Raw genomic sequence first — 25,304 nt, 5'->3', positions numbered from 1 at the left:
CAAGGGGTTAAGGTGGTAGTGGGTAAACCCGCCCGCGCGAAGCTGCTGGGTGCGGATAACACCACCGTGGTTTCGAAAGAAATCGGTCAATGAACGCTGATTCATAACACGCTGGGTACAGTGAATGACCACCTCCTTGTCTTTAGACGAAAATTCGGCTTTTACGTATAAAAGCCGAATTTTCGTCTAATTAACCGGTTACCACTCAAGCAGTAAGGCAGCGATGCACCTAGCCCGCCCCTTTTAGCGCCCTAAGCCTACTGGTAGGCTCGCAGGCCAGGACGCTTAACACAGGAACTAGCGGCCCGTTTTTGCCGGACAAGTGCCGCCTGCGGCCGCAGGAAAAAAATGGCCCTTGGTCTAAGGGATTGCCCTTACCAGCTTTTCCTGAACAAATCCGGTAAGGGCGACTTCTAGCAAAGGGGTCTCCTCAACTTCATCAGGACCGCTCGCCAAAACTCAACCCGTATGCACTGGATGTACAACCTGCCAACGTGGTTGTTGGCGCTGTTGATTATGAGCTTCTTTGTGGGGCTAGCCCTGCTTGGGCTGACCTTTACGCATCGATCTCTGCGCCAAAATAAGCCGGTGGACTCTTTGGATAACGCGACAGTCGGCTGGTTTTTTTCGGCCGTCTCCCTACTCTACGGCCTGCTGCTGGGTCTGCTGACGGTAGCGGCCTGGGGCAGCTACAACCAGGCCATCAACATTACCTCCCAGGAAGCCTCGGCCGCGGCGGTACTCTACCGGGATCTGGCCGCTTATCCCGACGCGACGCGTGACCCGATGCGCCAGCAACTGCGGCGCTACATAAGCGTTATCATAACCCAGTCTTGGCCTGCTCAGCGCCGGGGTTTACTCCCCGATTCAGAAACAGTCGTCTTAAATCAGTTTCAAAAACAGCTGCTGAACCAGAGAGAGCTATCCGGCGAGCAGCTGGTTGTGTACACCGAAACCACTCGCGCCTTTAACAACCTGGTTGAGCTGCGCCGTCAGCGAATGGAAGTAGTCCACGGGGGCGTTCCGGGTGTGCTTTGGCTGGTTGTGCTACTGGGGGCGATGGCTACCACTGGGTTTTCCTACTGTTTTATGGTAAAGAGCTACCCGCTTCACGCGTTACTAACGGGGGTACTGGCCGGAATGATTGAACTATTGGTGTTTTTACTGGTGGTGCTCGACCACCCCTACTGGGGTGAGATTAGCGTATCTCCAGTGCCCTACCAGCTAGTTTTGAGCACGTTGATGGATCCATAAGGTGCTGCTCAGAGGGCAGACTCATCCAACTAGAGATATTACCGGATAATGCGCTGTTGGCAACCTAGGCCTGATAACCAGTGGTGAGACGAACTACTGGCACCTGGTTTCCGCTGCCTCTGGCAGGGCCCACAAAAAAGCGCTGGTGCTCAGGACGCCAACGCTTTCTAATTCATCATCAATATAGACACTATTAATATGCCTAGTTGTAACCAGGTAGCGGACCAGCTTGTTTGCGGCAGATTGATTAGCGGTTAGCCATGCCTAATGCAATAACTTTTTGTTAGGACCAGGCCTGCACGCTGGTGTCCCCAAAAATCATCTGCTGCAGAGCCGGGGTAAAGAAGGCCTGGGGAGCGTTGATCTGGGTCAGCCGCCTGAGCTGATCAGCCGAAAAGGAGATGGTCAGCGAGGCCAGATTATCCCGAAGCTGATCCCGAGTACTGGCTCCGATGATGGGGGCCGTAACGCCAGGCTGGGCGGACACCCAGGCCAGGGCCACCTGCGCCAGGGGCTGATCGAGCTCCCCGGCCACCTCCCTTAAAACCTCAAGCGTCTGCCAGTTTTCCTCCGTGAATTTGCTGTTGCCAAAGGGATTAGCCCCGCTCAGGCGACCCTGGCCCGAGCCGCCGCCCCCGGCCGTGCGCTCGTATTTGTCCGCCAGAAAACCCGCCGCCAGCGGACTCCAGGGCGTTAGGCCCAGCCCGCATTCCCGGGCGGCGGGCAGGTGCTCCAGCTCCAAGCTGCGGGCTACCAGCGAATACTCCAACTGCATGGCAATGGGGCCGGGCATCTGATGAGCCCCGGCCAGCGTAGCGGCTTTGGTGACGTACCAGGCCGGCATGTCCGAGAAACCAAAATAGCGAATCTTACCCGCCCGGGTTAGATCGCCCAGCGTCTGCAGGACCTCTTCAACGGGCGTAACCATGTCCCAGACGTGCAGCCAGTAAAGATCAATGTACTCCGTCTTCAACCGCCGCAGCGACCCCTCCAGGGCCCGGTACATATTTTTGCGGCCGTTCCCCCCGGCGTGGGGATTACCCGCCTGGGCATTGAAGCCGAATTTGGTGGCCAGCACCAGCTGGTCACGCAGCTTGCGATCAGCTATGAACTGGCCGACTAGCTCCTCGCTGCGGCCACCGGCGTAAATGTCCGCCGTATCGATCAGGTTACCCCCCGCCTCCACGTAGTCGTTGAAAATGGTCTGCGAGATGTGGTCGAGCGAGCCCCAGCGGGCGGTGCCAAAGGTCATCGTGCCCAGGGCCAGGGGACTGACCAGGAGTCCCGAGCGGCCCAGGGCGCGAAAAGTAGTCAGAGACATAGGCGTGTAGTAAGGGGTTATTGTGGCCTGGTAAGGTAACAGGGGTTAGCCAATAAACCGCCGTTTGCCTGGCGTCTGGGTCAATCTAGGTAAGGGAGAGGGATGACCGTAAGGAGCTAAGAATCGGCTAACTCCCTCAAGCAGAGACTGCCTGACACCAGATAGCGTCAGGCAGTGCAGCACTAGAATCTAAACGATAAAATTACCGGCGTAAGCCGGGATCAAGCTGATTCTACTAGTAGCGCGGTGGACAAAGGAAGTGGGTTCGCCGATCGGTAGAGCCCGGTGACCTGGGTAAGCCTTTGGCAAACCTACCTGCGCAGCCAGGCCCCGGGCGCACTACTTCAGCTAGAACAGTTGCCGCTGATGCGCCCGGCCACTAAAAAGCCCCGGCTCATCAGGGGCCGGGGCTTTCATTGTACTACCTCTCTTGATTATAACTCCACCGTCACGGTGAAGGATGATCCCGTGGCTGTAACGAGCGTACCACTGATGTTGTTCGGGGCGGTGAAAGTCAAACCCAGGGGTAGTCCCGTAACTGTTAGCGTCAGCTGGCTGCCGTGCAGTTAGGATCCGAGAAGGTATTGGTCGGAATCAGGTAGCGGTAAGGCTGTCCGGCCACGGCCGACTGGTTGGGAATGAGATTAGCCACAACCGGGGGCGGGGTAGCTACCTGCACCGCCCTGTCTGCCTGAATAAAGCCGTACCCGGTCCGGTAGTCAAACCCCACGTCGAAACTCGATGTCAAGGGGTCATCCATATCCAGCGCCGTTTACTCCAGAATAGAGACGATCCGGTCGGGCGCCAGGGGAGTAACCCGGTTTTGCTGTTGCATCAGAGCGGCTACGGCAGCGGCGTTGGGGGCAGCGGCCGACGTACCAAAGAAGTTGGGAAAGCCGTCCCCATCGGCGTCGCTGCCAAAGAAGGTGGTGTTTCCGCCATTGGCGGCCGTAATTTCTAGCTTCTGACGAATAAGGGTGCTAATGCGCTGCCCCGTGGTAGTGAATAGGCGTACCACCAGCCGAGGAGAAGCCCTCAATCGTAGCCGTTTTAGACCGGCGTGCGGCGATAGTCGGCGGCACCCGTAGCAATGGTACCAGCCGCGTTGGCGTGGCCCACTGATGTCTATAGTGGCCGCTCGCCGGGTTTAGGGGGCAACCCTCCTCAGCACGGAGACGGGTGAGGCATTGCAGTAACCCTGTTTCGAACCATAGGTGACATAAGATTTATAGGAACCAGCTAGCCCACTGGCGATTGCCAAGCTGATCAAGCTGGCTGAAAAAGCTTGTCTAAAGCCCGTTTTATCTTATCCACCGACCGGTCACCACTGGATGGGTGAGTAAACGGTCAGCTCGCGATGTAACCGTCCTGTCATATATCACCGGGAAAGTGCATTACAATTGTAATGAAGGGGTAGTGCGTGGCGGGGTCCTGTCTGCGATTTAGCCTTCGACGAGCGAAGAATTTTGGGTTATCTGCTTGTCAATGAGCAAGATGAGCCTTTTTTGCGGTGAGAAAATGGGAAGATCTACTCCTGACCTTGGATAGATCAGAAATGCTAGTTCACCCCGGGCGGGCAAAACAGGCCTAGTCCAGGTGCCAAGAGCCCTGGTTGGGCCGGTTTCTCGCTCTCTCCCTGGCCAGGTTACAACGGCTCATCCCACCAACATTGTAGTAACCCCGCCTCCACCCACGGGTGACATCGACTGCCCAGGGACTGAATCAATACGCGGACCATCAACAAGCTAGCGGGGCAGGCTGGAACACCCCTGCTACTGCCCGTTTGCCCCGTTTGTCAACCGGTCACTACTGAAGCAGTGAGGGAGTGGTCAGGGGTGAGTCCCGCGCTATGTAACCGTCCTGTCATATATCACCGGGAAAGTGCATTACAATTGTAATGCAGGGGTAGTGCGTGGCGGGGTCCTGTCTGCGATTTGGCCTTCGATGAGTGAAGAATTTTGGCTTAGTTTCTTGACTGTGAGCAAGTTGATCGTTTTTTTGGGGAGAAAAGTCGGAAGATCCACTGCTGACCTTGCTTTTCTGGAAAACATGCCCGCTGGCCAGGTCAGCAAACCGGCGGGAGAACGAGCTAAAAACGCCTGTTCTATCCCTCTTTTGGCTGACCGTTCCTAGTAGACAGAATGCCTCGATATGGTCAAGTGACCGGTAATTGTAGTAACTACGTTTCGGGCCAGGGGTGACATAGCCTTCAGCCAGCCGATTGCCGTTCAATAAATGGTGCATTAAATCAGGAACCTGCTTACCGGACAGGGCTGAGCGGCCTATAGTTGCCAAAACTAGCCAGGAGGCCAAAAAGGGAAGTTGACGGCTAGCCAGCCCCTTTAATCTGGCAGGGATCGGTTCTAACTAGTAGGGAGTAACCTAGCGTGATTTGCAGTAGATTTACGTAACACCTTAACGCGTAGACCTAACCACCATGTCTAGTCGGCTAACGCCACTACTGACCAGTCTGTTGCTGGTACTGACCCACACCGTCACTGTTGCCCAGTCTGCCCCTCCCGCCCTTGCCGCTGAGCAGCTGACCCGGCGAATTGACAGTATCCAGAAAGCCACCGCCATACCCGGCCTGCAAGTGCTGGTCTTTACCCGGGATTCACTGCTTTACCGGCGCAACGCGGGCCTGCGAAACCTCACCGACCGAACGCCGGTGACAGACCAGACCCTGTTTCCGGTGGCCTCCGTGACCAAGAGCTTTGTCGCTGCATCGGCGCTGCTGCTAATCCAGCAGGGGAAACTAGCCCTGACCGACGAGCTAAAAACGCTGGCTCCCGAGATTAGCTTCAGCAACCCCTGGGAGGCAACCGACCCGGTCCGGGTAGCACACCTACTGGAGCATACGGCAGGGTTTGACGACTGGTCGCCCAAAGCCTATGCCTACGACGGATCCCGCCTCTCGCTGAAAGACGGGCTACAGATTACGCCTGAATCCCGCACCTGTCGCTGGCGACCCGGTACCTTTATGTCCTACACCAACACGGGGCCGCCCCTGGTGGCCCGGATCATCGAGAAAAAAACCGGCCAGGAATTTGAGTCCTTTGTGCGCCAGCACCTGCTTAGGCCCCTGGGTATGAACCGGGCTACCTTCCGCCGCGATGGAGCCGCCCTGACGGATCTGGCCACCGGGTATACGGGCCAGCAGGCAGTTCCTTACTGGCACCTGCTACTGCGCCCGGCGGGGGGGCTCAACGTGTCAGCCCTGGAGCTGATGTCTTTTGTGCAGCTGCTGATGAACCGGGGTTCCTACCATGGACAGCAGCTGCTTGCTCCCGCCTTGGTGGATCGCATGGAAACGCCCGTGACCAGCCTGGCCGCCCGGGCGGGGGCCACCCAGGGCTACGGCCTGCATAATTTCACTACTGCCTACCAGGGGCACATCCTGCATGGCCACGACGGCGGCAGCACGGGCCTAAGGGCCCACTACCTCTACCACTCAGGGCTGAACCGGGGTATCATTATCCTGGTCAACAGTGACGGTCCCGGCTTTAACCAGCTCAAAGACGCTGTGCTGGCGGCGGTGATGCAGGGAGTTCCTCCGCAGCTACCGCCAGTGTACCCTTTATCCGAGACCCAAAAGCAGGCCTGGGTTGGCCACTACCGGCCGAGTAATTTCCGGCTGGCTATTACGGGCTGGTTTTTGGGCTTAACCGAGCTGCTGCGCATCCGGGAAGAGAAAGGGAATCTGCTTATGCAGGATGGAGTCGGCAGCGAGACCGTGCCCCTGCGGCCGGTCGGGGCTAATCAGGCCCTTCGAATGGATAAAAGGGGGTACACCGCCCAGGTAACGCTGGTGCAGAATGAAGCAGGCGAGCCGGTAGTGGCCCGCTCGTTTGGGAGCGGCATTGTGGCCAACACGGCGACTAAAACCTCCGCCTGGCGAGCCTGGTTGCCCCTGATCCTGGGCCACGTGTCCCTACTGTTGCTAGTGGTTATGGTTTTTATGGGCTTTGGCTGGTTGATTCGCGGAATCCGGCTGCGCCGAAGAGGCCGCCAGCTGAGCGCCCTTCCCCTGCGGGTAGTCCTGGTTGTCTACGCCTTCTCGTACCTGGTGATGGGGCTGTGCTTAAACATGAGTAATGATACGCTGGGCGTGGTTTCTCCCCTGTCGGTTCTGGTGTTTATCACCTCCCTGCTGGGACCGCTTGCCGCCCTGGGAGCGCTGCTGGGCCTGGTGCGCAGCTATAGCCGGATCCCGGGGCGGACAGACCGGCTCTTTCTAAGCGTAGCGGTGGGGTCGGCCCTACTGGTGGTGGGCTACATGGCCGCCTGGGGCCTGGTAGGACTGCGTATATGGCAGTAATTTCTTTCAGCAGGAATAGGTAGACTCCGGCGGTCCACCCCCCACATGAACGGCAACGGGAATATCGTATTTTTCGCAAATGCGCAGGTAGGGTTGCCAGCCCGGCGCATTCAGGGTGATGCCGGTATAGTAGGCCCCAATCTCGCCAAAGACCTCAATCTTCTTCTCCCGGATTAGCTCCTCAAACCGGGCGCTGTCCATATCGTAGTCCGCCGGGTCATCCATGGCGATGCCCCGGATAAGTGTATGGTCTTTATCGGTGAGTGCCCAGGTCTCTACGCTGCTGGGTGAGCCGCTGACGATGGCCTTGACAATATGGTACTTGGCAAAGGCAGCATAGGTTTGGCTTCGATGGCTGGTTGCACTCCTGGCACTTGGGTACCGGGCAGATCAGGCGTGGGCCGCAGGAAAGCGCCCTGGTCATAGGAATGAATGTGCACATCGATAATCCTGGATTGCGCCTGAAGTAGTCCCCTTTGCTGGAGCAGCAGCAACAGGGCAATGGCCAGCTTAGTCAGCAGACGGATCGATCTTGTCACGGCACTACGTTGAGTTGGGTTGTTGTCTTGACCATGTTAGAAAAAGAGGCTACGGGGCTTTTTCTAACCACTCAACGCGAGCCGTTAATGGCCAGCCTACTTCGCTACAGGTTAAGCAGATCAAAGAGGCCTTCCCGCTGCTGACGCAGCTGCTCGGCAATGCCGATGCCCGCCTCGTAGGTATCCTGCTGCAGGGCCCCAATCACGGCATTGATAAAATCAGCCATCGGCATCAGCTCATCGTTGCTGTTATCGTAGTTGTCCTGGTGGCCCAGATTAGTGCCCACCGCCGGGGGAATGATCTCGAATACCCGGACCGAGGTGTCCTGTAGCTGGTGCCGCTGTGAGAGGCTGAAGGAATGCAGGGCAGCCTTGGTGGCGCAGTAAAGCGGTACGATGGCCAGCGGCGTGAAGGCTAGCCCCGAGGTTATGTTGATGAGGGCGGCCACCGGCTGGCCCTGCAAATGCCCCACCAGCAGACTACTCAAATGAATCGGAGCCAACAGATTGGTCGTTAGTTCGGTCATCATCCGGGCCGGATCGATGGGCCCCGTCAGGTCAAGCTGCTGCATGATTCCCGCGTTATTGATGAGCATGTTCAGGGCCGGGTAGTGGGCCACGGCCCAGGCGGCCAGCTCACGGCGCTGCTGCTCATCAGTCACATCGCACAGGTGGGTAGCCATGCCCGGGTGTGCGCTGGATAGCTTCTGGAGCTGGAGTTGATTGCGGCCGCAGGCAATAACCTGGTTGCCCATCTGGTGGAGTTTGCTGGCCAGGTGCAGACCAATGCCGGAGGTAGCCCCCGTGATGAGAATGGTTTGTTGACTGAGCTTCATGGGCTTGGTTTATAAATTACTGAGCCTTGATAGGGAACGATCAAGGCAGGAAGTTGGGGGCGGAAGTAGGGTTGATCAGCCAGAGCTTCCCCTTAGCGGCCGCTTACCTTTTGCACCCTATAACAAGCCCCTGGCTTAAGATGGCTAGGGGCTGGAGTACCCTTAACTACTTTTTAACCGGTATTGCGTAGGCCAGCATCTGGTGAGCGGCTTTGGCAGTAACCAAAAAGCGCTGGCGGGCCAGGAACCACCGCTTTTTAGCCCGCCATCGACTCCATGTCAAACCAGCTGGTCTAAAACTTGTTTATCTGGGTTGATGCAAAGGCCGCCCGGCTGCTGACTGCCTGGCGCTGCGTAGTACCCAAAGGCGCGCCGCTCCCAACGAGCTGTTAAGGCGGGGCTCTCCCCAGTTGTTGGTGGAAGGGAAGAAGTAGGTATCGCCTACCTGGAAGGGCTGGATTAATGGATTAGCGCCTGGAACTTGCAGGGGGCGGGGGTGGCTGGACTTTACCAGCATTACTACGCATGGCGACGGGCCGCAGCAGGGACTACATTGCCGTTTGCTCAGGCCTTTTCCAGAAGGTGATTGGAAGCTGCGTTATTTGCCTTATAGCCAGCCGGTTACTGGCCCTCACAAGCCAGGGGCATTCCGTCACTCCGTCTGTATTGATCACCTGCTAAACCGTTGCTCCCATGAGAACGCTTGCCCGCTGGGCCAACCATCAGCCTGCGCTGGCCATCGCCCTTTTGATCGTCTGTGAACTACTGAATGGCTATAATGGCCTGGGGCTGGGCGCTGCGCTGCTGGAGGAGCTTCCCCTGACAGTGCTCCAGGTGGGCATAGGGCTCCTCCTGGGCTGGGCAATGGCCGTTCGCCAGCTAGCCAGGCAGGGCCAGAAATCGTTTGGGTTTGGGCGCTGGTGTATAGGGGGGGCCTTCCTGGCTAATTTCCTGCTGTTCGTTTTGCTGGGCGGCTCCATGGCCCCCCGCCCCGGTGCGCCTTCGGGTCCCCTTAACGCCTGGGGTAGACGAATCGATCACCAGGCCGATTCATTGAGTCACCCCACCCCGCTACCGGCCAACTGGCAGCTGGCCAAACCAGCTCGCCCGGTCAAGGCGGATGAGCAGACCGGGAAACGGATCCTGTTTGTGGGCCTGCTGCTGCTAGGCATCGGCCTGGCCGTACTGGCTACAGGTCTGGCCTGTAGCATTGCCTGTAGCGGTCACGGCTTTGCGGCGGTATTGGTGCTGCTGCTGGGCCTGGGCTTTCCCGCCGGGGGCATCTACTTTGCCTCCCGCCTGGGGGAGCATCCCATCAAAAAAGCAAGCGAGTTTACGCCCGCCGAGCGCAGGCGAGCCACGCGGCGCTTCTTTAAGGCCTGGGGTATCCTGGTAGGCCTAGTTGCCTTCCTGCTCCTGCTGGCGGCGGTCGTGTGATCCTCTACTTGTCATAAGGGAGCTACTACTACCCTTCTGGGAGCACAGGACCTTTCCCTGCAACTGACTGGTCCTGCTAAAGGACCAGTCAGTTGCAGTAACCTGGTTCCGGCTCGGGGGTGACATAAAGCCAGTTGCGCTACCGAAGCCTTTTATCCAGGTTAAAGGGGGCTACCAGCGCCTACTGAAGACCTAATCACCCATTGACAAACCGGTCACCACCCAAGCAGTTAGGCAGCGGTCAACCCCCTATGTAACCAGCGGGTCATATATCATCGGGAATGGGGGGTGCAATTGCACTTGACCGGTAGTGCGTGGCGGGGTCCTATCCGTGATTCGGCACCTGATTTATAAAAAATTCAGGCTTAGTTGACTTGCAATGAGCGAGTTGATGCATTTTTTTGGTATAAAAGTCGGAAGATCCAGCGCTGACCTTGGTTAGGGGGAAAACACGCGTGTTAGCGGGACCGTCATAAGGGGGCTACCAGGGGGTGAAAACGCCCTTGTTTAGCCCTTTTCCGACTGGTTACCTCCTGCTGGCAGGGTGATTCAACACGGGCCATTACCCGGCAATTGCAGTCACCGCGTTTCGGGAGCATGGTGACATAAGAAGGTAGCAGCTGGTTTAGTAGCAGCTGGTTTTACCACTGTAAGGCCAAGGACGCAGGGGTGTAAAACCAGCCGTTAAAGAGACAGCGTTTATAGCTGTCCAGTTATCAAGTTCACCCTGCCGATCTGATAGACCATCACAAGGCACATACGCTCAATGAACCTGGTTCCCATTTTTGCCCTTTACAACAAGGCGGGAGCGGCCAATCACGGCTCAGCTCAACCGGAAGCTATGCAATCCTATTCAACCCCCAAAGACATCATTCGCCGGGAGCGAATGAATAAAACCTTTACCAAATATCACCTGGGCGATGGCCGGGTGCTGCATCATTTCACGGCGGCCCATGACGAGCTGTTTCATGATCACCCCTGGCCGTTTCGCACAACCATTTTGTCGGGGGGCTACCTGGAGGTCATTGCAACGCCAAAAGACGACGGGACCTTAGCCCTGACTACGCACAAGCGCCTACCGGGGACCACCCACCATGTTCAGGCGGGAACGATCCACAAGTTGAGTGGGCTGCTGAAGGGGGACTGCTGGACGATCATTGAACCGGGTCAGCCCGAGCGCAAGTCGGGCTTCTATAAGGCCGATGAGGCAGGCGTCTGGCACCGGTTCTGGAACCAGCGGAAATGGCGGTTACTGGTGGGGGTACCGAGTCCAGCCTAAAACACCCACGTCCTAAACGCCTGTTCTACGTGATCGCCGCTCAAGGGCTACTGCCTGGGTCAAGCTATACCCGATCTCAACGTGTTAGCTCCCGGATCAGCCTATAGTTTCCATCGGTATACCTGATGGGAGACTACATTTGGCCCGACTTAACAGGCTCACCGTTGTCTACGCTGGCCATGTAGCAGGGCGGCTTAGCCGGATCAGCTACACGGGTATTGGGCCGGTCAACCATGCCTGGCTAGCCGGGACATAAAAAAAGAGGGCCGTCCCACTGGGGCGGCCCTCTCGGCATCACACGCAACAAACGCTCCCGGGGATCAGGCCGCAGCCAGTGAGTCGGTAGGAGCATCCGTAGTCCCGGTGCTCTCTGATCGGTGGCGGGTATAGTGGCGAATCGCCGCGCTCAGGGGATAGGTATCCTCATCGATGCCCCAGCGGGCCAGGGCCCGCTCAGCGGCCTCTTTGAGAAACCGGGTGGTCTCCAGTCGCAGCTCGATCTCCTCGCGCAAACGCTGGCGAAACGAATTGGTCACAAAGGTGTTGAAGGCCACGGCCCGGGCGGGGGTAATCCCTTCGATGCACCCCGCGCGCATCTGCCACTCGGGGATCTGGATCTCCAGGCTTTCGGTCAGATGCTCATCGGCCATGGCCTGCCCATCGGCCGCCCGGCGCTCCCGCTGAAGCAGCGCAAACAGATAGGCCGAGTAGGGATTGAAGGGCTTGCGCTGCTCGCGGCTCACAAACAGGGCCTGCCCTTTTGTGGAAGCCAGGATGATGCGTTTGACCAGGGGCGTAACGGGAAGTGACAGACTGCGGCAAGAAGCAGAGGAGGACATAGAAACCAAAAGCGGGGCTGATTCAAGACTAGGATAAAACTAGGATCTGGCCAGGGGGGCTGACAGGTCACCACTCTCACGCTGTGATAGTTCTGACCTGCCTGGCCACGCCAGGAGCAACCGGCTTAGTCCAGATCGTAGGGCTCATCGGGGTAGTCCTCCTCGTCGTCCTCCTCAATGGAGCGGTGGCGATCCTGATAGGTGGCCCGGATGGACTGGCAGCCCTCCAGAATGGCCTGCATGGCGGGAGTGAGCTGACTGACACTTGGCCCGGCGGCAATGAGCAGTTGACCCGTGGCGGGCTCAAAGCTGGCGGTAACGAACTCGTCATACCCATGCTGGCGGCAGAGCGCGCCCAGGGCCTGGGTGAAAGCGGGGGTTGGGGATACTGAAGGCATAAAAAAGAGGGGATTAACGTTGTAGACAGGCAGCTGGCAATCGGAGCCGGGCACCACACTACGAAGCTAAATCACCGCTTTTGTTACATCACAATAACTTGAGGGAACAGCACCTGCTCCACCGGCCTCAAAACGTAACATACTGGTTTCAAGATGATTGCCGTGCCCGCTCCAACTCGCCCGGTAAGCGCCTTGCGTAGGCCCTGGAGAGCCAGAGCGGGCGCTGATTGCACAGGATCAGCTGGGGATTAGTCGTGGTTTGCACCTGCTGGGGATTGATGGCCAAAGACCTGCTTACCCGGGCCATAAAGGGAAAGCGCTGGCACATCACCCGCAGGGTGTAACCATACAGCAGGGGGCGGGCCTGGCCCTGCACCCAGATGCGGGTGTAGTTATCCGCCGCCTCAAAGCGCAGGATCTGCCCCATGGGAACGGGTCTGCCCAGCCCGCGAAAATGCAGACTGGGCAGGGGCGTAGGCAAGCGCCTGGTCGTATTCATTGATGGGGACAGGGCAGCGATAGGACAGGCAGACTAGTAGGTGGCAGAGACTCACCCGGCAAGGAGGGCACGGGTGGCATTCGCCGGGTGAGCTCCCGGTTGATCAGCTGTAGCGTATGGAGGCAAATGGCCCGCCCCAGGGGGGAGCGCTCCGGGCGAATGGCCCGCTCGTAGTGCTCCCGGCAGTCCAGCAGCGTGGCCAGGGGCAGGCCTCTGATCTCCTCGGCTAGGCTCATAGGGACTTAGCGCTGATTGAATTTATCGTACAGGCCCTGGGTGGCCGCCTGGGTAGCCTGGTGCTCGCCTCCCGTGGGGGGCGTCTGCAACAGAGCCGGACCGGGCGTGGTCAGCTCGGGCTGCATGCCCAGGTGGGCATTCCACCACTTGGCCATGCAGGCCGAGCCGTGCTTTTCCACCATCGAGCGGCAGAACACCTTGAGCTCCTCCTGATTGGCAAAGGTGTACTTGGAGTGGTCCAGCTCGGGAAACCAGACTTTCTTGCGGGCATTGGTGGAGCGCTCCTGGGGCAGACGGCCCGTGGCGTTAAGCATTGTGTAAAGACTGTTGAGGTGATCCAGCAGGGGGTCGGTGTGGCGCACCCAGCTCAGGGCCTTGTAATTGGTCCGGTAGAGAATCAGAATGCACACCTGATCGGATTTGGGCACCTGCATGAGCTTGCCATTGGGCAGCTCTTTGAGATTCTCATAGACGCGGATCTCGTCGCTCTTCTGAAGATAGGGCGAGAGGGGATTGGTGATCTTGCGCATTAAGAGCTCGGCTTTGTTGGTCAATTCAAAGCCCTGGCCTTTGGAGTAGCCCTCGATCAACGAGACCCTATTGTGGCCGTCCTGGGTCAGGTCGATCTCCCAGCGAAAGGAGCTGGCCTGGGGGTCAGATTTGAATTTAACGGGAGAATAGGCGCGGGGCTGGGGGCGATTGGAGGCGTTTGAGGCGGTCATGGCTATCGGGGTTGCGTGTTTGTGGCCGGATGAGGCCGGGGTTGGAAAAATTTTGTTCGCGTTTTTTTGGGTGGTTAACAGGTTAACCGAGGAGTAACGGGGAGTAATCAATAGAGTAACTTCTGTCACATTCGTGTCAGGACAACAGGACTCCTAACCGAATAACTGCGTCTCGGAGGCTGAAAAAAACCGGTTCTGCGACCGGGGCATAAGGGGATTGGTCAAGCGCTAAAGAGTTCATTTTTAGCGGTATAGCGGGTGTAAATCCGGCGGCTGCTTGCAATCAGCATCAGGATTTGGGGAGCGGTATGGTCCTTAGCGGGCCGGAGGGGGGCGAGAGCAGGCGGTAGTCATATGGTCAGGTTTGAAAAGGGCTTAGGAGGTCAGGGGGCAATGATCGGGGCGATAGCTTGGGAGGAACAGGTCAGAACTGAATCAGCTTCAATTGCCGGTGAGGGAGGCACTACCGGTCCAGCCAATAGGTCTACCAGTTTCCCTATATCGGCATCGATCAGCGAAGCGTCATGGTGCGCCTCAATGCAGGTGCGACATAGCCACCCAGCAGGCGTTTGCCCGGGTGGGTTGGTGCGAAAAACGGGGCGGCCATCAGGGGCCTGACAAGCGGTGCATTTCATACGTGGGCGTTAACAAGGAATGCGGGTCAAGGGGAGCTAAAGGGGGACTACTTCGCGGGGTACGTTCCTGATGCAGGCCAGGTGGCGCAGCACCAGGGCGGGCGCTGTGCCTTCCAGGATAGGCACGCTTCGAAGCTGCTCCTGGACGATCTCGTAGGTGATCAGGGCGTGGGATATCTTGACCCAGGCCTCGTGGGTGAGCACCACCATGCCGTACTCGAGAGGGACCAGCCGCTCCACTACCAGCAGGAGCCTTTCGGGCACATACGTGGGCTGGCGATCCAGCCAGCGCAGCATGTCCTGATCGATCAACCGGCGCACGGTGGAAAGCGCCTGAGGGCAGACAAAGTGGGTCTGCCAGCGCTGGGCGCTTTCCAGCACCACGGGGGGGATGGGGGAGGCCACGGGGCCGGGAGCAGCGATGTGCTCTTTGATGAAACTCTTGAGCAGGGAGTGGAAGGTAGCCATTCTCTACAGGCGGTTAATGGTCAGCAGAAACTCGATCACTTCGTTTTGGGCCAGCAGCTTATGGAAGCGGACCGACACCAGCATCAGGGGCGGGTCCTGACCCCCAGGGGGCCAGGCGTGGACGTAGCCCAGGTACTGCTCCATATCAGGATCATACTGGATTCGGCCCAGCAGCTGGGTGGTGGGCTTATCAAAGCCGTCTAGCCGGGGCTCCTCCACCCGTTTATGCAGCTCGCAGGTATGCTCGTCGGTATGCCGCCAGTGCAGGGCTTCATGGGCCACGGCCTGGAGGTTGGGGTCCACCGCCTCCACGTAGGGGCAGCTAGTCATGGGAGGTGCTTGTCTAAGGGGTTCTTCAGCGCTGCTTTGAGGGCGGGGATCACCAGGGAGGCGACCAGTAGTCCGATGACGGTCAGGGCGATCTCGTTCATATAGTGGGCAGGGGGATCTTGGCCAGCCAGAGCACCTGTTCGTAATGATCGATCAGCGCGTTGAGGGGCACTGACAGCAGGTGCGCCTCGGCCTCCTCGCTGGTGCCGATCCAGTGCTCCATTGGCTCGGGGTTAATGCCCTGGTAAGGGGCGATGTAGAGCGCCATATTCTTGCCCGCCTGCCAGTGCAGGCGCTGTACGTATAGATCACGCAGGCGGCGCAGGACCAGTTGCAGTTCGGGATCGTGGGCCTCAGGCCGGTTAGCGGCGCTGGGCTTAGTGGTGGGGCTAGGCATGGTGCTGGCGCTTGATGGCGGTGAGCTGATCCCGCATGAGCAAATCATACAGCGTGGCGCTGGTAGGCGAGCCACTCAGGCGCTCTTTGAGGCGCACTCTGGCCAGGATCTGGTAGTCCTGGATCTGCTTGAGGCGGAGGCTGGGGCCGCTGGGGCCATTGGCTGGGGCGGGGCTGGCGCTTTGGCCGTGCCTGACTACATTTGTGCGGTTCATGATCAACTTCGCGGTTGGTTATCGCCCCGGCTCTGTTTGGTACACACGCCGGGGCTTTTTTGTGGAAACTGGATACGAGGCAGAGTTAGGCTATGAGGGCCGGATGCTGGACAGCTACGCGCTGAATCAGTAGCTGCATACGCTCGCTCAGGCTGGCTATTTGCTGGCTGGTGAGCATATCCAGATACCAGCTAAGGGCTACGCTACACAGGGTGTTGAGTGCAGGATTCGACAAGTGCGCTTCCAGCAGGGCGATAGCATCCAGTACGTGCTCTTTGGTGGCCCCATCAGGCAGGGACACAGTAGCCTGGGGCGAAACAACCGACACAGTAAGACTTGAGGAATCCAGCGCCGGGGCCAGCGGGTAGGCTACCGGAGTAGCCGCATTTAGGGTGGTTTGCATCAGATCAGGCTGGATTGATCTGTGGTTTGTACGCCTCCATCCACTCGCATTCTGCCTCGGTAGCCACGTAGCCCCGCTGGCCCGTGCGCTTAGAGCGAAAACTATCATCGGTCACGCCGTGATACTGGCAGAAATCCCGGCGGGCCAACGCCCGCAGATTGGGCGATACGCGCTTGTAAGCCTTATTCAACCGTTGGCTAAAGCCTATATCGGTTGGCTGCTCAATAACTTGTGTGGTGTCCATCTCGCGTTACATTTGTGCTGTTACCATGCTACAAAATTACTCTTTTTACTCATTTGTGCAAAAAATAGAGCGCAAATATTTACTCTTTTGAGTAAAAAAAATGTAACTGCTTGAATGTCAATAGTAATAGACTCTTACAAAATCGGTAGGCATATGGACGAGATGGGTTTAACCCAAGAAGCCCTAGCTGATAAGATTGGTGTTAGCCGGAAAACGATGAATACCTATCTCTCCACCGGTTTGGTGAAAAAGGATAGGTACTTAGAACCGATGGCTTTAGCCCTTGGAGTGAATATAGAGTGGCTCAAAACCGAATCACAGCCAACACCGAAGACACCTAAGTTTGATGAGGCAGTGCAGATTGACATGACCACTAAGGGAGAGCTACAGAAAAACTGGGCTGGTAGTGAATTTCAAGATCTGCCCGATGGACAGATTCTAATGACTATTCCCCTTGTAGATCAGTTTGCCTATGCAGGATACCTCTCAGGCTACAATGACGCTGAGTTTCTTCAGGAGCTACCAAAGCACTCCTTCATCGTTGCCAAGCGGCATACGGGCAGGTACCGGGCTTTCGAGGTACGGGGTGATAGTATGGATAATGACCGGCGCGACGCTATCTGTGCGGGGGACATCGTCGTAGGCCGCGCTATTGAGAGGACGCTTTGGAAAAGCAAGTTCCACCTGCACCGCTTTGAGGACTACGTGATTGTCCACCAAGAGGGCATCTTGACAAAGCGGATTTCAAACCACAACGTAGATGAAGGGATTATAACATGCGTTTCCACGAATCCAGATAAAGAGTCATATCCTGATTTTGATCTTCGTATATCGGAAGTATACGAGATTTATAATATCGTGTCTATTACGCAAAAGCGGGGGAGGCGATAGATTATAGCTCAAAATAGATAAGGCTATATCTTTATGCTCTTAAATTAATATCTTTATAATTAAAAAGGGTCTTAGACAGTTGAAGCGAAACATATTAGGAAAATCTAAATTTTAGCAGAATGAAATATAAATATCAGTTAATAACTCTTGGCAGTGATACTCCATTTATTGAAAATATTCTCAGTCTGTTTAACTCTAGGGTATCAGAATTAAACATCTCTCTTGACTCTTTCAAAATTATAAATAGAGATAATTTTGAAAGAGAATACTTGGGCAATCAGCCAGCATTCACGTTTTATTTTGGAGATAAGAATGGCAATTTTAAAGATGTTGAAATAGCCAAGAAGCTATTGGAAGATGGTTCTATGATATTGCCGATATTTTTCACAGAGGATGCCTTTTCAGATGAAATTCCTAAAGTTTTAGAAAACCAGAACGGTATACAATACAAGCAAATAGAAAATGACAGGATCGTCAACATAGCTCTAGAGTCATTTGAGTTGCTGAGAAATACAAGAAAAATATTCATAAGTTACAGAAGAGATGAGTCATCTTCAGTGGCAATACAACTGTTCGAAGCTCTAGAGTCTCACAATTTTGATGTCTTTTTAGATACTCATTCAGTAGGAAAAGGAGAGCCATTTCAAGAGGAGTTATGGCATCGTATGGCTGACAGTGATGTTATTGTCCTACTCAGCACGCCCGAATTTCTAAGTAGTAAGTGGTGTGAGGAAGAGTTTGCAGAAGCAGGAGCTAAACAAATAGGAATTATTCAACTTGTTTGGCCAAATCACAACATAGAGAAGGATGATACATCTCACATAAGCTACCCCACAAAACTTAAAAAAGAAAATTTTGTAAATGATTTGTTTGACGATAAAGATGCCTCTAAACTAAAATCTGACTTTCTTGAAAATATTATTAAAGATGTCGAGTCTATCAGAGCACGTAATCTGGCCGCGAGACAGGATAGTTTAATTACAAATTTCAGGAGTATCGCAAGTAAGTTAGGAAAAAATATCGTAGTACAACCGGAGCGATTTTTAACCGAAGACCTACCAGGTGACTTAAGAAGAATTTTTATACCTACCATAGGAGTTCCACAATCTAACAGTTGTCAAACAGCGGAAATTAGAAATGAAATGAGATCTGGTAAAGTTAGTATTAGGTTAATTTACGATGATTTAAGGATAAGGAAGAAATGGATTGACCATTTAGATTGGCTCAATACAAATCTAAACATTGATATTAAAACTTTAAAAAAGCAGGAATTCGAATCATGGCTTCGAAACAACTAAAAAACGTTTTTTTATCTGCGAGCATTCCGCTACCAGAAAGGGACGCAAAATATTTTGAAACCGCAGATATTGTTGCGATCAGAGACTGTATAATTGCTTTAACAACAGTCGTTCTTCCAAAATATAAGTTAATCTGGGGTGGGCATCCCTCAATAACTCCGTTAATATACTATGTGATGAATAGGATAGACTTGAACATTCAGAATCACGTACAACTTTATCAGTCAATCTGGTTCAAAGATATATTTCCACAAGGCAATAACGAATTTGAGAATATCGTATACACAGAAAAGCTGCAAGACAAATCCGCAAGTGTTAACTTAATGAGACAACAAATGTTGTCTGAAAACGAATACTCAGCAGCTATATTCATTGGTGGTATGGATGGAATTGAAGAAGAATTTGTGATGTTCAGAGACAAATATCCTGATATATTAGTTCTGCCTATTGCAAGTACTGGTGCTGCAACGAAAATTATATATGATACTCTTCTTCCTGATATTTTTAAAAATGAAAGACTTCTAAAAGATTATGGGTATATGTCTTTACTTCAAGACCTTTTAATCGATAAAATTTAAATAAATGGGGAGAAAAATATTTGTATCATATAAATATAGCGATAGTCAGGTGATGAATTTAAACACCTACACGCAAAACTTATGGGGAGGGCCTTTTAAAGTTCAAACAACGGCGAGACATTATGTAGATAAACTAACTGAAATTTTAGAAAATGATGATCATATTTTTAAGGGCGAAAATGATGGAGAAAGCCTAGCTGCTTTTTCGGATCAACACATTATATCAAAACTAAGAAGTAAAATTTTCGATAGTACAATTACTATTGTTTTCATATCTAAAGGCATGAGGAACATTTGGGAAGATGAGACTGAACAATGGATGCCATGGGGAATTTCTTATTCCTTAAAAGAAATAACAAGGAATGGCCGTACAAGTGGCTCGAACGCAGTAATTGCCGTTGTGCTACCTGATCAGTTTGGCAATTATGACTATTATATAAGTCATGATCCGATCTGTAATTGCACATCGCTAAATGTAGGTTTCTTATTTAATATACTACGTTATAATATGTTCAATGAGAAAAATCCTACAGTATTTAAGTGTACGAACGGTAGTATAGTCTATTCGGGCGACTACTGTTACATTCAATCCGTAAAATGGTCCGATTTTATTCTGTCACATAATTACTATTTAGATAAGGCTGTAGAAATTAAAAATAAAAGAGACAAATACAATATAACTAAAAATTTATAGTAATGTTTAAAATAAAAATTACTATAAACTAGAAAATAAATCAAAATTAACAATGAACTACATCATCCGATTTGTTTTAACCGAATAGTGGGCAGCGCTCTTATCAAAATTAAAAGGATCTGATAAAACTATATTGAGACAATCTGTGAAATTATGTTCTAGCCAATCAACCAAACGAGAGGCTTTGTCTAGTGAAAATATCCTGTGACCTTGATTATTTTTATACCCTAAATCAGACAGTATGTATGAAGGTATCTCAGGTGCTGAGCTACCAAAGTAATAAAAATGTTTTGAGACCAATACATTTTTAGATTTTGTATCTCTATTTAGGTTATACAAGTTTATACCTCCATCTTCTAGGCTATGGTGGGAATGCGCTTGTAGCCAAGAGTTATCTGTATTCTGAAAATAAATATTATCGCCAAGCATCATTTTTTTACTTCCGTTACGAACGGGCCTTTTATCCTTAAATTCTTCAGATAACCAATACTCATTGAAGGTTAGCTTTTGACTAACCTTCATTGCATAAACTAGTTGCCCAGGAGCTTTTAATGTACGTCCTCCAACGCCGAATATCCAATCACCGATCTTTGCTGTACTTCTTATACCAGGCTTACAGGTTGCTAGTGTACATACACCATGAAATGGATTTGGGGCAAAGCCCAAATCACGATCAACAACATATATATAAACTCTAGCCATAGTTAACTAGCAATTTGATGATCCACCTTTGTTAGGAGGTTGGCGAGACGAGCCATCTGGGGCTTGAAAGGTATTTTTGCCATCTATAGCATCCATAATGCTGTCTGTATTCCAATTTACGATAGCATCACCATAAGCTTCGAGACTTTTTGGTACATCAGCTTCTGTTCCCCCACGTAGGTAAACTCCCACAATTCTTTTACCCTGCTCTTTTGCTTTATCAATTTCCCAATTTACCCAAGGCCTTGAATGAGTATCTTTACCTATCAAAACTACGGTTGTACCGGCCCAAGATATTTTCATTCTCAACACACGTTCAATAACCTTGTCGCTAACTCTGTTCTCAGCCATACGCTTTTGGTTCTCAGGTTTCATTCTAACAGAACTGTTTCTGACGTCGTAGCCACGTCCCGAAAGCAGTCTGGTAAGATTAGATACCTGCTCATCATCCTTATGGTGATGACTTATGAAAAGATGCCTGCGTTTACTTTCTCTTGACATGACTTATCTAATTTTTCGTTTAAATTCCATTTTGGTGGGAAAAACAAAGAAAATGGCGCTTTCGCTAATGAAAATTTTTGTTTAATTCTAGACTTACCTGATGCTCCATTAAGTTCAGGGTTTGTTACTCGCAAATATTTATCAACTTCACAAAATAAATTCTGACAATCAATAAGTTGAAGTTTTCGACCCCAGAGGCTTGGTAAACTCAGGCCTAATCTGTAGCATTCATCTTCTTGACGATCAGCCATCATTTTAATTATATCTTCGTAACTATAATCTCCTAGAGTTGTAAAGCATTTTAATATTCCATTCTTAGCGCCTGGTCCTGCGATGACAAAATCCATTTCAGAAAAATTTGTAATAGTGCTATAGTTAAGGTCAATGGTATATTGAAATGCTAAAAAACTGCCTAGCGAAGGATAAGAAAGTAATAAATTATAAACCTCTTCAAGGCTTCTACAATCCGCGATTTTATTGTGTAAATTATCCCTTAGCATCTTATCTAGTAAGGCTAAATGATTAGTATGTTTATATTTATAGCCAAAGACATTACCAGCTGAAGGCATTATATATGCTGCTGAATAAATAGTTTGCTTATTAGCCATACGTAGAGTAAGCAGACTATCATATGCATCTATAGAGAAAGTAGAAGCTGAAATTTTATCTAGATATTTTTCTAAATAATTATAGGTTTCAATCTTATTAAAAATCTTAAATAATATAGATTTAAAAAATATTTCTTTAATTTCTTTACTGTCTGAATACTGTATGTTTATTAGATGCTGACTTACTCTATCGGAAGCTCTAAAAATATTTGTAAATCTATTGTCTCTTAGAATTGGATCGTTCGTCCATGGGCCGAAGGGATCAGACAGACGCTTTGTAAATATTTCATTTCGATTAACCGCAAATTTCCAGTATGTATCATACACGCTTGATTTTTGGGGCTTAGTTAATTTTATGAAGTGAGTTTGCATTTGAATGGATTATAATAATTATACTACTTACCAAGGTATTTCAGTTGTCTAGTTCCAGGAGAGACAAGAACTCTTCCACCCCTATTGTCAATTACTTGATGGAATACCTTATAAGACTCAATAATAGTCTTTTCCCATTGAAAAGAACTTACAGCTGACACCTCTAAATCTACAACCAATTGTTTAACCATGTTAAGTAGCTCAGTATCAATTCTGTCACTTACCTTCAGCATCTTATTGCCTTTAGCATAGTTATATATTATTAATGTAACTGCCTCTTCTGCTACCTGTGGTCTGCCTCTATCCTCTGTTTCTAATGCTATGGGGTCACTCTTACGCTTAAGCTTCATCAGATGCCGCAGTACAGGTGACCAGCCTAAAAAAGCGATATATCCTAAATGAAATACATCATGATACCGATAGTCATTAGGTACTTTTGAATTATCTGTTAGCTCATCTCCTAAGTATAATAACTCTTTTGAGTCGGTTTTTTCCCATATCATTTTAACTTTTGAGAAATAGTCTCCTGGCTCTTCGACGAAATTGATAATAAACGTATCAGGAAACTGTTCTTCATATTTTTCGTCAAATCTGGGTATAGCCAATAAGTCAAGAACTTCAAAACGATCTTGCGTTTTGCGAATGTTAGTTTGAGCTATGTCTTCTAATTGAATATTATAATGAGATGCTATTGCCGATACATACCATAAAACATCTCCTAATTCTTCTGTAAGTTTATCTTCAAAAGTCCCAAAGCCATCTCCATCACGAATTAGCTTTTTTAAAGTTGTTAGAACAGATCCAGCTTCGCCGGCAAGTCCTAAATAACCAAGAAAAAAGTTTTTTTGATCTTTAGAATTGTATTTCTGAACTGTAACTTTGGATTTATCTTGATATTCATTCAACGTCATAATGTATGAATTTTAATTGTCAGTTAGTAGATAAATTAATAATAAGAGCATCTTACATCTTTTTATAGATAGTCTATACCTAGAAATATCTCGAAAAAGAATTCTATGTGATCTTTTTTTCTTTTACCAATTGAAAGGTCTTTATTGATTTTTTCTATTACTTTATCTTCCGAATTTATATAGCCAACATTATTTATAGGAATATATAGTTTATTGCTACCAAGCTTACAAAACTTGATTATTATTCTAGTCTTTTGTTTTATTTCTAACGCTACTTCATACATAATGTGGTGTAAACTTTTATCTTCTTCTGGGGCAAAATCATCACTGTGAAAATGGTTAAGATTTCTCAACTCAACATTGCGGCTTAGTTGAGCAATGGTCTGTAATGCCTTGAGGATATTATAGCTGCTTTGAGGAGCTTTATTAATTGGAATCATTCGCGAGTCATTTTGGATAAGTAAAAATCCTTGTTTATACAAAGTTTCTTTAATGACTGGTAGTAAGTTAGTTAATTTTGTTCCATCGTCCCAATAATATAACCTCTTTAAATTTTTTTCACTTAGTGACTCAAGAGCAGTTTTTAAACTTACAGTGCGATTCAAATAATCTACTTCCCATATTTCTTTCAACATTTCTACGCACTCGATTTCAGTTAAAGGAATGTCTACCTTATTATCACAACTCAAATAATATAACAGAAGATTTCTAATGTTTTTTTTGCATCTTTATTTTTATTGTTCATTCTATAAAATGAAATTATAATCTCTCTAACGGATTTGTTTATAAACTTTTTAATAGAATCGATGTCTACTGTATCACCATTAATAATATCATTTCTAGCAATGTTTAATTTCACAGCATTAGGTTCAAAATTTATTTCACCTCCAATAAATTTAGGAAAATGATCAGGAATAATGTTTTCCACATTATTATTAATTAAAAAACCGTAGTTACTGCATATCAAATCAATATTTGCTTGTGAAATTCCCAAACATAGTATAAAGTTTTTATGAATGAATTGTTTAGAAATAACTGTTTTGTAAGTATTCCAGTCGTTATTATCTAATTTTACTATAGTCGTCGATTTAGGTTTTAATATTTTCACTTTTAAGTAAGGAACATGCCGACAATATGATTTGAGATATTTGATTATATCGAAGTCGCTACTTTTTATTAGTTCATCTTTTATATTGACCTTTATCGTAGTACCGATAAACCCATTCAATCTTTTAACTGTACTATAATCGTGATACACAAACATCTCTGAGGTTGATGTTATTGTAAAGTTTATTTGTTCTTTCTGGGAGTATTGAGTCGATATTTCTATTGATTTGGCTATCATGAACGTACTTATAAAACCGATTCCAAACTTACCGATTAACTTCTTTCTAATATTTTCATCTGTTACTTCTTCGTTGATACTCTTACCAATAGCTACAAAGTTTTCTCTAAGTAAATTAAGATCCATTCCTTCACCATTATCAGAAATTTCGATACTAGAATTGTCATAACTTACAGTGATCTCGATGTTATGAATTTCACCTGATGGCATTCCTGCGCGTCTTTCACATGCGTCAACAGCATTTTGTATCAACTCTCTTATTGCTACAAACTTTGATTGATATATAGATTCGCCTACTAATAATTCAATTATTTTTTCTGTGTGAGCTTTAAAACCAAGAGGCTTACCTGATTTATCCTCTGTTTGTCCATTTGTGACTTCGTAAATTGGTGTTAATTTAGATTTGCTTAGTTGCTTAATTATTTCATCAATTGTTGAAAAATCAAATACTGATTTCATTTTTTTTCCATGAAAACTATTTAAAAAGCTCGGAAGAAAATCATCGGTAGCTTCTGGTAAAAGTATTGGTATGATTTTTTTTGTTTTATCATTAACGCAACTATGCAATGCTATTTTAACTTCTATATTTTGCCAAGGTCCATCCATGTCTTTCCCAATAAATACTAAAAAGCAATTTGCTGTTTTGAGTGCTTTTTCTAAAGTGTCTATTATTATATCACCTAAATTTAAGCTCTTTTTATCAAAAAATAACTCAAGACCTTGACTTTCTATTTGCCTCACTATGCTTTCAACTATTTGTAGATCTTTTGAGTTGTAAGAAACAAATACCTTTAATTTATTTTCCATTATTTATTAAGTTTTTAAGTGGTTTTAGCTTTACGTGAGTGGGTTTATCCTCCTATTGGCTAATTTGTACATTTATACAGGCAATGAGGAAACTGTTAAATACCTTTCATTATGGTGTAATTCTACTCTAGATACAAGTGTAATCATAATATTCGAAAATACTTTCTGTTTTATATATTGTTTTTATCCTAATGTTTCTGAGACAATTTTTACACGTCTTAACCGGA

General features: G+C 49.6%; 33 protein-coding genes. 8 read left to right on the top strand and 25 right to left on the bottom strand.

Annotation, left to right across the window (positions count from 1 at the left end):
• The first annotated feature begins 468 nt into the window (after positions 1-468).
• Positions 469-1,254 (top strand): bestrophin-like domain, encoded by a 786-nt coding sequence (locus J2I46_RS30395; protein ID WP_207332875.1) that lies wholly within the window; start codon positions 469-471, stop codon positions 1,252-1,254.
• Between the two features lie 283 nt (positions 1,255-1,537).
• Here the strand turns inward: J2I46_RS30395 and J2I46_RS30390 are convergent, their stop codons facing one another.
• The 4 genes from J2I46_RS30390 to J2I46_RS33070 form a co-directional block, all read right to left on the bottom strand.
• On the bottom strand, positions 1,538-2,575 hold the full coding sequence (locus J2I46_RS30390) for an aldo/keto reductase (protein ID WP_207332874.1): 1,038 nt from the start codon (positions 2,573-2,575) through the stop codon (positions 1,538-1,540).
• 434 nt (positions 2,576-3,009) lie between these two features.
• Complete coding sequence (locus J2I46_RS33615) at positions 3,010-3,093, bottom strand: hypothetical protein (RefSeq protein ID WP_374758113.1); 84 nt, start codon at positions 3,091-3,093, stop codon at positions 3,010-3,012.
• Between the two features lie 29 nt (positions 3,094-3,122).
• Complete coding sequence (locus J2I46_RS33075; RefSeq protein WP_229380036.1) at positions 3,123-3,335, bottom strand: cadherin repeat domain-containing protein; 213 nt, start codon at positions 3,333-3,335, stop codon at positions 3,123-3,125.
• Between the two features lie 12 nt (positions 3,336-3,347).
• Entirely contained in the window at positions 3,348-3,593 is a 246-nt protein-coding gene (locus tag J2I46_RS33070; protein ID WP_229380035.1) for a S8 family serine peptidase, read from the bottom strand.
• A gap of 1,419 nt (positions 3,594-5,012) precedes the next feature.
• Between J2I46_RS33070 and J2I46_RS30380 the strand changes: the two genes are divergently transcribed.
• A complete protein-coding gene (locus tag J2I46_RS30380; RefSeq protein WP_207332873.1) occupies positions 5,013-6,893 on the top strand; it encodes a serine hydrolase domain-containing protein in 1,881 nt (626 codons plus the stop codon).
• A 6-nt stretch (positions 6,894-6,899) separates the two neighbouring features.
• On the opposite strand, the gene J2I46_RS30375 is transcribed toward J2I46_RS30380, so the two are convergent.
• The 3 genes from J2I46_RS30375 to J2I46_RS30365 form a co-directional block, all read right to left on the bottom strand.
• A complete protein-coding gene (locus J2I46_RS30375; protein ID WP_207332872.1) occupies positions 6,900-7,118 on the bottom strand; it encodes an amidohydrolase family protein in 219 nt (72 codons plus the stop codon).
• Positions 7,119-7,168: 50 nt separating this feature from the next.
• Positions 7,169-7,432: a hypothetical protein gene (locus tag J2I46_RS30370; RefSeq protein ID WP_207332871.1), complete on the bottom strand. Its 264-nt coding sequence runs from the start codon at positions 7,430-7,432 to the stop codon at positions 7,169-7,171.
• A 104-nt stretch (positions 7,433-7,536) separates the two neighbouring features.
• Positions 7,537-8,268: an SDR family oxidoreductase gene (locus J2I46_RS30365; RefSeq protein ID WP_207332870.1), complete on the bottom strand. Its 732-nt coding sequence runs from the start codon at positions 8,266-8,268 to the stop codon at positions 7,537-7,539.
• Between the two features lie 693 nt (positions 8,269-8,961).
• On the opposite strand from J2I46_RS30365, the gene J2I46_RS30360 reads away from it, so the two are divergent.
• Positions 8,962-9,705: a hypothetical protein gene (locus J2I46_RS30360; protein ID WP_207332869.1), complete on the top strand. Its 744-nt coding sequence runs from the start codon at positions 8,962-8,964 to the stop codon at positions 9,703-9,705.
• 766 nt (positions 9,706-10,471) lie between these two features.
• Positions 10,472-10,984 (top strand): hypothetical protein, encoded by a 513-nt coding sequence (locus J2I46_RS30355; RefSeq protein ID WP_207332868.1) that lies wholly within the window; start codon positions 10,472-10,474, stop codon positions 10,982-10,984.
• 320 nt (positions 10,985-11,304) lie between these two features.
• On the opposite strand, the gene J2I46_RS30350 is transcribed toward J2I46_RS30355, so the two are convergent.
• From J2I46_RS30350 to J2I46_RS30295, 12 genes are all read right to left on the bottom strand, one after another.
• Positions 11,305-11,832, bottom strand: a complete 528-nt coding sequence (locus J2I46_RS30350; protein WP_207332867.1) for a hypothetical protein — start codon at positions 11,830-11,832, stop codon at positions 11,305-11,307.
• Positions 11,833-11,948: 116 nt separating this feature from the next.
• Positions 11,949-12,221, bottom strand: a complete 273-nt coding sequence (locus J2I46_RS30345; protein WP_207332866.1) for a hypothetical protein — start codon at positions 12,219-12,221, stop codon at positions 11,949-11,951.
• A 148-nt stretch (positions 12,222-12,369) separates the two neighbouring features.
• The gene (locus J2I46_RS30340; protein ID WP_207332865.1) at positions 12,370-12,720 is read right to left on the bottom strand and encodes a LytTR family transcriptional regulator DNA-binding domain-containing protein; all 351 of its coding nucleotides are present in this window, start codon (positions 12,718-12,720) and stop codon (positions 12,370-12,372) included.
• Positions 12,717-12,956, bottom strand: a complete 240-nt coding sequence (locus J2I46_RS30335; protein ID WP_207332864.1) for a hypothetical protein — start codon at positions 12,954-12,956, stop codon at positions 12,717-12,719. The genes J2I46_RS30340 and J2I46_RS30335 overlap by 4 nt, the downstream gene beginning before the upstream one ends.
• Before the next feature lie 6 nt (positions 12,957-12,962).
• A complete protein-coding gene (locus J2I46_RS30330) occupies positions 12,963-13,679 on the bottom strand; it encodes a hypothetical protein (protein ID WP_207332863.1) in 717 nt (238 codons plus the stop codon).
• 383 nt (positions 13,680-14,062) lie between these two features.
• Entirely contained in the window at positions 14,063-14,314 is a 252-nt protein-coding gene (locus tag J2I46_RS30325; RefSeq protein ID WP_207332862.1) for a hypothetical protein, read from the bottom strand.
• 36 nt (positions 14,315-14,350) lie between these two features.
• A complete protein-coding gene (locus J2I46_RS30320; protein WP_207332861.1) occupies positions 14,351-14,782 on the bottom strand; it encodes a hypothetical protein in 432 nt (143 codons plus the stop codon).
• Between the two features lie 3 nt (positions 14,783-14,785).
• On the bottom strand, positions 14,786-15,112 hold the full coding sequence (locus J2I46_RS30315; protein ID WP_207332860.1) for a hypothetical protein: 327 nt from the start codon (positions 15,110-15,112) through the stop codon (positions 14,786-14,788).
• 97 nt (positions 15,113-15,209) lie between these two features.
• Positions 15,210-15,509, bottom strand: a complete 300-nt coding sequence (locus tag J2I46_RS30310) for a hypothetical protein (protein WP_207332859.1) — start codon at positions 15,507-15,509, stop codon at positions 15,210-15,212.
• Positions 15,502-15,723, bottom strand: a complete 222-nt coding sequence (locus tag J2I46_RS30305; RefSeq protein ID WP_207332858.1) for a hypothetical protein — start codon at positions 15,721-15,723, stop codon at positions 15,502-15,504. The genes J2I46_RS30310 and J2I46_RS30305 overlap by 8 nt, the downstream gene beginning before the upstream one ends.
• An 85-nt stretch (positions 15,724-15,808) precedes the next feature.
• Positions 15,809-16,126 carry a hypothetical protein gene (locus tag J2I46_RS30300; protein WP_207332857.1) on the bottom strand — a complete coding sequence of 106 codons (318 nt, stop codon included), beginning with the start codon at positions 16,124-16,126 and terminating at the stop codon, positions 15,809-15,811.
• Positions 16,127-16,130: 4 nt separating this feature from the next.
• The gene (locus J2I46_RS30295) at positions 16,131-16,370 is read right to left on the bottom strand and encodes a hypothetical protein (RefSeq protein WP_207332856.1); all 240 of its coding nucleotides are present in this window, start codon (positions 16,368-16,370) and stop codon (positions 16,131-16,133) included.
• A 153-nt stretch (positions 16,371-16,523) separates the two neighbouring features.
• Between J2I46_RS30295 and J2I46_RS30290 the strand changes: the two genes are divergently transcribed.
• From J2I46_RS30290 to J2I46_RS30275, 4 genes are all read left to right on the top strand, one after another.
• Positions 16,524-17,261, top strand: coding sequence for a LexA family transcriptional regulator (locus tag J2I46_RS30290; RefSeq protein ID WP_207332855.1), 738 nt, complete (start codon positions 16,524-16,526; stop codon positions 17,259-17,261).
• A gap of 119 nt (positions 17,262-17,380) precedes the next feature.
• Positions 17,381-18,559: a Thoeris type III anti-phage system protein ThcB4 gene (thcB4, locus tag J2I46_RS30285; protein ID WP_207332854.1), complete on the top strand. Its 1,179-nt coding sequence runs from the start codon at positions 17,381-17,383 to the stop codon at positions 18,557-18,559.
• Positions 18,541-19,137: a Thoeris type III anti-phage system protein ThcA gene (thcA, locus tag J2I46_RS30280; RefSeq protein ID WP_207332853.1), complete on the top strand. Its 597-nt coding sequence runs from the start codon at positions 18,541-18,543 to the stop codon at positions 19,135-19,137. The genes thcB4 and thcA overlap by 19 nt, the downstream gene beginning before the upstream one ends.
• A 4-nt stretch (positions 19,138-19,141) precedes the next feature.
• Entirely contained in the window at positions 19,142-19,831 is a 690-nt protein-coding gene (locus J2I46_RS30275; RefSeq protein WP_207332852.1) for a TIR domain-containing protein, read from the top strand.
• A 57-nt stretch (positions 19,832-19,888) separates the two neighbouring features.
• On the opposite strand, the gene J2I46_RS30270 is transcribed toward J2I46_RS30275, so the two are convergent.
• The 6 genes from J2I46_RS30270 to J2I46_RS30245 all read right to left on the bottom strand — a co-directional run bounded on the left by J2I46_RS30270 (position 19,889) and on the right by J2I46_RS30245 (position 25,077).
• Complete coding sequence (locus tag J2I46_RS30270; RefSeq protein ID WP_207332851.1) at positions 19,889-20,533, bottom strand: Nmad2 family putative nucleotide modification protein; 645 nt, start codon at positions 20,531-20,533, stop codon at positions 19,889-19,891.
• Between the two features lie 6 nt (positions 20,534-20,539).
• Positions 20,540-21,034, bottom strand: a complete 495-nt coding sequence (locus tag J2I46_RS30265; protein ID WP_207332850.1) for a TIR domain-containing protein — start codon at positions 21,032-21,034, stop codon at positions 20,540-20,542.
• Positions 20,998-22,014, bottom strand: a complete 1,017-nt coding sequence (locus tag J2I46_RS30260; RefSeq protein WP_207332849.1) for a nucleotide kinase domain-containing protein — start codon at positions 22,012-22,014, stop codon at positions 20,998-21,000. Before J2I46_RS30260 ends, J2I46_RS30265 begins: the two co-directional genes overlap by 37 nt.
• Before the next feature lie 23 nt (positions 22,015-22,037).
• Positions 22,038-22,925: a nucleoside triphosphate pyrophosphohydrolase family protein gene (locus J2I46_RS30255; RefSeq protein WP_207332848.1), complete on the bottom strand. Its 888-nt coding sequence runs from the start codon at positions 22,923-22,925 to the stop codon at positions 22,038-22,040.
• A gap of 62 nt (positions 22,926-22,987) precedes the next feature.
• The gene (locus J2I46_RS30250) at positions 22,988-23,560 is read right to left on the bottom strand and encodes a hypothetical protein (protein ID WP_207332847.1); all 573 of its coding nucleotides are present in this window, start codon (positions 23,558-23,560) and stop codon (positions 22,988-22,990) included.
• A gap of 50 nt (positions 23,561-23,610) precedes the next feature.
• Positions 23,611-25,077, bottom strand: a complete 1,467-nt coding sequence (locus tag J2I46_RS30245; RefSeq protein ID WP_207332846.1) for a TIR domain-containing protein — start codon at positions 25,075-25,077, stop codon at positions 23,611-23,613.
• Between the last annotated feature and the right edge of the window lie 227 nt (positions 25,078-25,304).

The sequence above is a fragment of the Fibrella forsythiae genome, from assembly GCF_017353175.1.
In the GTDB taxonomy this organism is placed as follows: Bacteria; Bacteroidota; Bacteroidia; order Cytophagales; family Spirosomataceae; genus Fibrella; species Fibrella forsythiae.
Note: the sequence above shows the minus strand (reverse complement) of the source record. Positions and strands in the feature narration are given on the sequence as shown.